A 5,695-nucleotide genomic window follows, 5' to 3' on the forward strand; every position below is an offset into this window, starting at 1 on the left:
CGAGCGGGAGGTTGAAGCCGCGCCCGCCGGCGCCTTCATCCTGATCATGACCCATTCGCATCCGCTGGACTATTCGATTGCGGCCGCCGCGCTGCGCCGCCCGGACCTGGGTTTCGTCGGCCTGATCGGCTCCGCCACCAAACGTGCGCGATTCGCAAGTCAGGCTGCGAAACTGGGCATCGGTGCGCCGCAAATCGCGCGATTGATCTGCCCGATTGGACTGCCTGACATCAAAGGCAAGGAACCCGGCATCATCGCGGCCGGGGTTGTGGCGCAACTGCTGATCGAAAGAGAGCGCGCCAATCGGGAAACGCAGGCAACGCCGCCGTAGCTAAACGGCCATGCCGCTGCTGGTATGACGGCAGAAACGACACAGCCGCTTATCGGGGTACAATGACGTCAAATGATGCCTGCGATTGCTCGCCATCTGCGTGGCTGCTGAACCGCGCCACCATGCGATCCAATTGCCAAAGCTCGACATCATGATCATCGGCCCATTGCAGGGCCAGATCGATGGCAACGTCATCGTCAGCACAATCGACTTCGATTTCGCGGACGAGACGGCCGGAACGCGCAATGATATAGAGGCTGTAGTCCTGCACCGATCTGCTCCATTATTATGGATACCAGCATGCGTTGCCTTCGGGCGATTGCGTTGATTTGGCTCAAAGGGCCGCGTGGCCGACGACACAAGTTCCAATGGTCGCCTCTGCGATATCCGCGTGGCTTGCGGGCTTGCCGGGTGCTACTCTGACATTGTAGCCTGTGATCTGGGACCTCAAAAATTGATGGCGAAAATCCTGGCCCTGGTCGGTTTTCTCGCAAGCCTTGAGCCGGCATTGGCACAGGACGCCCTCAAGGTCGCGCCGACGCAGCTTATTCTGCAGGTCACGACCGATCCCCCCGGCGAACTATGCCGCCGCATCGACACCTCAGGTCCAAGATCCCTTGCGACGCTGTCCCTGCACCGGACCTTCCATGATGACTTCGACGAACACCCATTGTTGAAAGGCAGGTGGGTGCCGCATTACGCCGGCGGCGCCGCCTGGCCGCAAGCGCGTTATTGGGGTGGAGATGGCTCCGACCTCAAACGGAAAGACAGCTATAACGGCGAACAGCAGATCTACGTCGATCCGCATTATGGCGGCCGGTCGACTACACCGCTCGGGCTCGACCCGTTCAAAGTCCGGGACGGCGTGCTCTCGATCGTTGCAACGCGTACGCCCGCTGCGCTGAAACCGGTGCTTTTCAATAATGAATACGTCTCGGGCATCCTCACAACCCAGGGCTCGTTTTCACAAAAATATGGATATTTCGAAATTCGCGCGAAGCTCCCGGTTGGGACCGGGGTATGGCCGGCCTTCTGGATGCTCGCGGATGATGGCGGCTGGCCTCCGGAAATCGACGTGCTGGAAGGACGCGGGCAGCGCCCCGACGACCTCGTCATGACGACGCATTGGCGGCTTCCGGCCAATGGCATGGTGGAATCCTGCGGGTTTGACTTCTCATTGCCGGGCGCATCGAACGAATTCCACGACTACGGCACGCTATGGACGGCCGATCGCCTGATCTATTTCATCGACCGCAAGCCGGTGTCGGATATCAAGGTGCCGGTCGGCTTTCACGATCCGATGTACATGATCGTGAACCTGGCGATGGGCGCGAAATATTTCGGGGGCGTCGGATTCGTCGACGCCGAATCCCCGGTTACGGTCGAATTCCAGATCGACAGGGTTTCCGCCTATCAGATCGATCCCTCCTGATCATCATGACCGTTCGGAATGAAGTATGCCGATAGAACCAACTCTGACGGGAGAACTCGATGTTCGGTAGGTTCTCGCGTCGGCATTTTGCCAAGCTTGCGGGCTTTTCCACCCTCGGCATGGCGGCGACGCCTGCAATGCCGGCGGACAATGAAGCCAAACCGGCGCCCGACCGACACGCCCCCTATGGTTTCCCGACTGGCTTTCTCTGGGGCACGGCCACGTCGGCCTATCAGATCGAAGGCGCGGTCGATGAAGACGGCCGAGGCCGCTCGATCTGGGATATTTTCGCCCACACGCCGGGCACGATCGCCGATCACTCGAACGCGGACCGCGCCAATGACCACTATCATCGCTACAAGCAAGACGTTGGCCTGATCCGGGAGCTTGGGGTCAAGGCCTATCGCTTCTCGATCGCGTGGCCGCGGGTATTTCCCGAAGGCACCGGCAAGCCCAATCCCAAGGGCCTCGACTTCTACGATCGCCTGCTGGACGAACTTCTCGGGAACGGCATCGAACCGTTCGCGACGCTGTATCATTGGGATCTGCCGCAGCCGCTCCAGGACAGGCTGGGCGGATGGCGCTCCAGCGAGACGTCGAAGGCGTTCGCGGACTATGCGGGCTATGTGGCGGAGCGCTTAAGCGATCGCGTCAGGAACATCTTCACCATCAACGAAGCCGGCAGGTTCGTCAACTTCGGTTATGGCTGGGGTATTGATGCCCCCGGCCTCAAACTGCCGCAGGCCGAACTGAACCAGATCCATCACCACGTGGCGCTGGCGCATGGCCTTGCGGTGCAGGCGATCCGCGCCAGGGGGCGTGCGGGGACCAGGGTCGGGGTCGCGGAGAACATCGCGGGCTGCGTGCCCGCGATCGAAACGCCGGACAACATTCGCGCGGCGGAGATCGCGACGCGCGAGTTCAACGCCGGCTTCCTCAACGTAATCCTGGAGGGCAGATACACCGACGGCTTTCTCGCCTATACCGGTGCGGACGCCCCCAAATATACCGCCGACGAGCTCAGGATCATTGCCTCCCCGAACGATTTCGTCGGCCTGAACATCTACACGCCGCAATATTACGTGGTCGCATCCGACCGCACGCCGGGTTTCAACGTGCTGCCGTTCCCCGCCTCGTTTCCGCACATGGCATCCGAGTGGCTCAGGGTCGGCCCGGAGGCCCTCTATTGGGTGCCGCGACTGGCGGCAAAGATCTGGAACATCGATACGATCTACATCAGCGAGAACGGCACCTCCTCGACCGACAAGGTGGCGGCCGACGGCAACGTCTATGACACCGACCGCATCATGTATCTGCGCAACTATTTGACGCAATTGCAGCGCGCCACCGCCGAGGGCGTGCCGGTTCGCGGCTATTTCCTGTGGAGCCTGATGGATAATTTCGAGTGGATTTGGGGATTCGAACAGCGCTTCGGCGTTTATCACGTGGATTTTGACACCCAGCGCAGGATCCCGAAGCTCAGCGCCTCGTTCTATCGCGACGTCATCACGCGAAATGCGGTTTGATCTTGAGCCGTCGGATGTTGGCGATCAGCTGCCCCGCAGCCGCCGCCTGCTCCAATGCCGGAAACGATCGAGATACAGATAGACGACGGGTGTGGTGTAGAGGGTCAGGATCTGGCTCAGGAAGAGACCTCCTATGATCGTGATGCCGAGTGGCTGGCGGAACTCGCTGCCTTCGCCCATTGCGATGACCAGCGGCACGGCGCCAAGCAGGGACGCCATGGTGGTCATCATGATCGGCCGAAAGCGCAGCAGGCAGGCCTCAGAGATCGCATCGGCCGGTGACAGACCGCGCACGCGCTCGGCGTCGACCGCGAAATCGATCATCATGATGGCGTTCTTCTTGACGATGCCGATCAGCAGGATCACCCCGATCATCGCAATGATGTCGAACTGGGTGTGAAACAGCATCAGCGCCAGTATAGCACCGACGCCGGCCGAAGGCAGCGTGGACAGGATCGTCAGTGGATGGACGAAGCTCTCATAGAGCATCCCGAGTGAGATGTAGATCGTCGCGAACGCCGCGAGGACGAGAAACGGCTCGCTGCTGAGCGATTCCTGAAAGATCTTGGCGGCGCCCTGGAACGAGCCATGGATCGCCGAGGGAACCCCGATCTGGTTCATGGTCGCCTCGATCGTCGCAACCGCCTCGCTCAGCGAGACGCCGGGCGGGAGATTGAACGAGATGGTGTTCGCGGCCAGCCCGCCCTGATGGTTGACGACGAGCAAGGTCCGGCGCTGTCCGAACCGGGCGACGCTCGACAGCGGAATCATCGTCTCCTGGCTGGTACTGACCGCCGTCCCGGTCGACGATACGCTTTTGCCGGTGGCGCCGATCGCGTTGGTCGCGAGATTGCGGACGGTGCTGGCCGCGACCGAATTGACCGACAGGCCTTGCGTCGATGACACGACAGTTCCGGCCACGGCATTGGTCGTCTGCGAACCGCTCGCCGTTCCGCCCGAGGTGCTGACATAGACATCCCTGAGCGTCTGTGGGTTCTGCCAGAACCGGGGCGCCACCTCCATGATCACGTGGTACTGGTTGCGGGCCACGTAGATGGTCGAGACCTGCCGCTGACCGAAGGCATCGTAGAGCGTGTTGTCGATCTGGCCGATCGTGAGCCCGAGGCGCGAGGCGGCATCGCGGTCGATGATGACATTGGCCTGCAGGCCCTTGTCCTGCTGGTCGCTGCTGACGTCGGCAAGGGTCGCCACGGTCTGCAGCGCGGCAACGATCTTCGGCGTCCATTGATCCAGCTCCTCGAACGTCGATCCCTGCAGCGTGTACTGATATTGCGCGTTGCCCGAGCGTCCGCCGGGACCGAGATCGCCCACCGCCTGCAGAAACAGTGTGGCGCCTGGCACAGCGGCGAGTTCGCTTCGTAACCGGCCGATCACCTGATCAACGGAATCCTTGCGGTCGCGAAGCGGCTTTAAGGAGACGAACACAGTGCCGGTGTTGGTCGAGCCTCCGCCCGGGCCGACACCGCCGCCGGTGAAGCCGACGGCGGTCTCGACTGCCGGATCGACCCTGACGATGTCGACGAGCTGGGTAAGCTTCTGCTGCATCAGTTGAAACGAGATGCTTTGATCGGCCTGGATCGACCCGACCAGAAGCCCGGTGTCCTGTTGCGGGACGAAGCCCTTCGGAACGACCGCGTAGAGATGGAAATTCAGGCCGAGGACCGCGGCCAGAACCAGCATCACCGAGCGCGGATGGCGCAGCGCGACGGTGAGCGTGCGCCGGTAGCCGTTCAGCAGCGCCTCGAACGCGCGTTCGCTGACACGATAAATCCGTCCGTGCGGCCGGCCACGCTCTCCGCGCAGCAGCGCGGCGCACATCATCGGCGTCGTCGTCAGCGAAACCAGGAGCGAGATCACGATGGCAATGGTGATCGTCACGGTGAATTCGCGGAACAGCTTTCCGACCAGGCCGCCCATCAGAAGGATCGGGATAAACACCGCGATCAGCGACACGCTCATCGACAGCACCGTGAAGCCGACCTCCCAGGCCCCCAGCAGCGCCGCCTCCAGCGGCGGCTTGCCGGCATCGAGGTGGCGGGAAATGTTTTCCAGCACGACGATGGCGTCGTCGACCACGAAGCCGGTCGCGACCGTGAGCGCCATCAGCGAGAAGATGTTGAGGCTGTATCCGAGCAGATACATCACCGCAAAGGTCGCGACCAGGGACACCGACACCGCGACCACCGGCACCAGCGTCGCCCGGGCGCTGCGCAGGAACGCGAACACCACGAGGATCACCAGCACGACGGCAATCACGAGCGTGATCTCGACGTCGTGCAGCGAGGTCCGGATCGTGATCGAGCGGTCGACCGCGAGATTGATGTCGATCGCGGGCGAGACCGATGCGCGCAGTTGCGGCAGCAGCGACTTGACGCGGTCGACCAT

Annotated in this window: 5 protein-coding genes; 4 read left to right on the forward strand and 1 reads right to left on the reverse strand. The window is 62.0% G+C overall.

Annotated features, from left to right (window positions below):
• The 4 genes from ABSG20_RS28020 to ABSG20_RS28035 form a co-directional block, all read left to right on the forward strand.
• A partial coding sequence (locus ABSG20_RS28020; protein ID WP_423867718.1) for an XdhC family protein occupies window positions 1-331 on the forward strand: 331 nt, incomplete at its 5' end.
• 85 nt (window positions 332-416) lie between these two features.
• A complete protein-coding gene (locus tag ABSG20_RS28025) occupies window positions 417-659 on the forward strand; it encodes a hypothetical protein (RefSeq protein ID WP_423867719.1) in 243 nt (80 codons plus the stop codon).
• A gap of 129 nt (window positions 660-788) precedes the next feature.
• The gene (locus ABSG20_RS28030; protein ID WP_423867720.1) at window positions 789-1,763 is read left to right on the forward strand and encodes a glycoside hydrolase family 16 protein; all 975 of its coding nucleotides are present in this window, start codon (window positions 789-791) and stop codon (window positions 1,761-1,763) included.
• Between the two features lie 59 nt (window positions 1,764-1,822).
• Window positions 1,823-3,289, forward strand: a complete 1,467-nt coding sequence (locus ABSG20_RS28035; RefSeq protein ID WP_423867721.1) for a GH1 family beta-glucosidase — start codon at window positions 1,823-1,825, stop codon at window positions 3,287-3,289.
• A 24-nt stretch (window positions 3,290-3,313) separates the two neighbouring features.
• Here the strand turns inward: ABSG20_RS28035 and ABSG20_RS28040 are convergent.
• Window positions 3,314-5,695: efflux RND transporter permease subunit (locus ABSG20_RS28040; RefSeq protein ID WP_423867722.1), on the reverse strand; the 2,382-nt coding region annotated here is incomplete at its 5' end.

Source organism: Bradyrhizobium sp., assembly GCF_049512235.1.
Lineage (GTDB): Bacteria > Pseudomonadota > Alphaproteobacteria > Rhizobiales > Xanthobacteraceae > Bradyrhizobium.

Bases quoted from the DNA above. Each gene is read 5' to 3' on its own strand.
- ABSG20_RS28030 (WP_423867720.1), top strand. From the start codon at position 789: ATGGCGAAAATCCTGGCCCTGGTCGGTTTTCTCGCAAGCCTTGAGCCG.
- ABSG20_RS28035 (WP_423867721.1), top strand. From the start codon at position 1,823: ATGTTCGGTAGGTTCTCGCGTCGGCATTTTGCCAAGCTTGCGGGCTTT.